Genomic DNA, 2395 nt, shown 5'->3' with positions numbered 1-2395 from the left:
CATCGGCGGGGTCCGCTTCCCGGCCATCGGCGAACTGCCCTACCTGCTCACCCTCGCAGGCCACGGCTTCTACTGGTTCCGGCTCCGCAAGGACGTCCCCCAGGCCACCAAGGTGAACCTGGTCGTGGCCCGTTGACTCATGGCCGCTGCTCTCCCTCGGCCGCCCCGGACGGAAAGGACGGACGCCATGACGAAGACCGAGAGCGCACTACTCCGCCCGGACAGCCTCGGCCCCGCCTCGCTGCTGCCCTCACTGTCCGGTCTGCTGCGCACCTGGCTGCCACGGCAGCGCTGGTTCGCGGGCAAGGGACGTCCCGTCACGGACCTGGCGCTGCTCTCGGTGACCGAACTGCGCCCGGACTGCCTGCATCTTCTGCTCCGCGCCGAGTATCCCGAACTGTCGGCGAGCGGCACGGCGCGCGCCACCCCGGTCCGCGACTGTTACCAACTGGTCCTGGGGTTCGGCGAGTTCCTCATACCCCGGCACCACACGGCCGTCCTCGGACGCGTCCGCGAGGGTCCGCTGACCGGGCTGCTCGTGTACGACGCCCTGCACGACCCCCGCTCGGCATCCCTGCTGCTGGAGCGGCTGCGCACGCCGGGCACCGCGGGCGCCCTGCGCTTCGAACGCGACGGAGGGGTGACGATCCCCGCCGGTCTCACCCCGCGCCTGCTCGAAGCCGAGCAGTCCAACTCCTCCCTGGTGTACGGCGACGCGTACATCCTGAAACTCTTCCGCCGAGTGCGGCCCGGCATCAACCCGGACCTGGAGGTGCCCTGGGCCCTGGCCCGGCAGGGCTGCACCCGCGTCCTCGCCCCGGTGGCCTGGTTCCGCACCTCCAGCCCGTGGGCCGCGACTCTCGGGGTGCTCCAGCCGTTCCTGTGTGGCGCCGACGACGGATGGACGCAGGCGCTGGCCGCGCTCGCGGCCGGGCGGGAGTTCACCGAGGAGGCCTATGAGATGGGGCAGGCCACGGCCGAGGTGCACCTCGCCCTCGCCGCCGCGTTTCCCGTCGAGTCCCAGGGGCCGCCCCTCAGCGAGCGGCTCGCGGCCGGCATGATGGAACGGCTGCGGGACGCCCTCCACGCCGTACCGCAACTGCTGCCCTACGCGGCCGGTCTGCGATCAGCGTTCACCGAACCGGCGGCCCTCGACTCGCCCCGGCCCGCGCAGCGGATCCACGGCGATCTGCACCTGGGCCAGGTGCTGCGCGCGGAACGGCAGTGGCATGTGATCGACTTCGAGGGCGAACCGGCCCGCCCGTTGCCCGAACGGCGCCGTGTCCAGTCGCCGGTGCGCGATGTGGCCGGCATGCTCCGCTCCTTCGACTACGCCGCCCACGCCCGCCGGCCCTGGCACCCCGAGTGGGCGCTGCGGTGCCGGGAGGCCTACTGCGCGGGCTACGCCTCCGTCGCCGGCTGGGATCCCCGCTCGGAACCGGAACTGCTGCGGGCCTACGAGACCGACCGCGCCGTGTACGAGGTGCTGTACGAGGCCCGGCACCGACCGGACTGGCTGCCCGTGCCGATGGTGGCGATCGCGCGCCTCGCCGAACGCCCTGGCCTGAGGAGGCTGACATCGTGACCGCCCCCACCGCATCCCCACCACCCCTGTGCTCACCGCAGCTGGGGAGCCCGAGTGCCGCACCCGCGGAGCCCGGCGAGCGGCAGCGGCTGCTGGCGGGCACGCACCACGATCCACACGCGGTGCTCGGCGCCCACCCGGCGCCCGGCGGGGTGGCCTTCCGCGTCCTCAGGCCCCGCGCGCTCTCGGTGACCGTCGTCATGGACAGCGTCTGGGCGGAGCTGCACGAGGACGGCGACGGGTTCTTCTCGGCTCTGCTGCCGCTGCGCGATGTCCCGGAGTACCGGCTCCTCGTGGCCTACGAGGACTGCGTACTGGAGAGCGACGACCCCTACCGCCTCCTGCCCGCGCTCGGCGAGCTGGACCTGCACCTCATCGGCGAGGGACGCCACGAGCAGCTCTGGCGGGCCCTCGGCGCCCACCCGATGACCCACCAGGGCGTCACCGGCACCCGCTTCACGGTGTGGGCACCCAACGCGCAGGGGGTGAGGGTCTGCGGGGACTTCTGCCACTGGGACGGCACGGCCCATCCGATGCGCTCGCTCGGCTCGTCCGGGGTGTGGGAGCTGTTCCTGCCCGGCATCGGCCCGGGAACGCTGTACAAGTTCGACATCACACGACCCGACGGGACCCACACCGTGCGCGCGGACCCCATGGCCCGTCGCACGGAGATGCCGCCGGCGACCGCGTCGGTCGTCACCGAGTCCGCCTATGTGTGGCATGACGAGGAGTGGCTCGCGCACCGGGCGGACCTGCCCGTGCACGAGGCGCCGTTCTCGGTGTACGAGGTGCATCTGCCGTCCTGGCGGC

At 72.9% G+C, this 2395-nt stretch carries 1 protein-coding gene and 1 pseudogene; both read left to right on the top strand.

The features are described 5' to 3' along the window. Positions 1 to 187 precede the first annotated feature (187 nt). Complete coding sequence (locus tag ACIP94_RS38415; protein WP_402436776.1) at positions 188 to 1585, top strand: maltokinase; 1398 nt, start codon at positions 188 to 190, stop codon at positions 1583 to 1585. Positions 1586 to 1626: 41 nt separating this feature from the next. Next, a pseudogene (locus ACIP94_RS38410) lies at positions 1627 to 2395 on the top strand (1,4-alpha-glucan branching enzyme); the annotation flags it as partial.

It is taken from the genome of Streptomyces sp. NPDC093261 (assembly GCF_044753645.1).
Taxonomy (GTDB): Bacteria; Actinomycetota; Actinomycetes; order Streptomycetales; family Streptomycetaceae; genus Streptomyces.
Note: the sequence above shows the minus strand (reverse complement) of the source record. Positions and strands in the feature narration are given on the sequence as shown.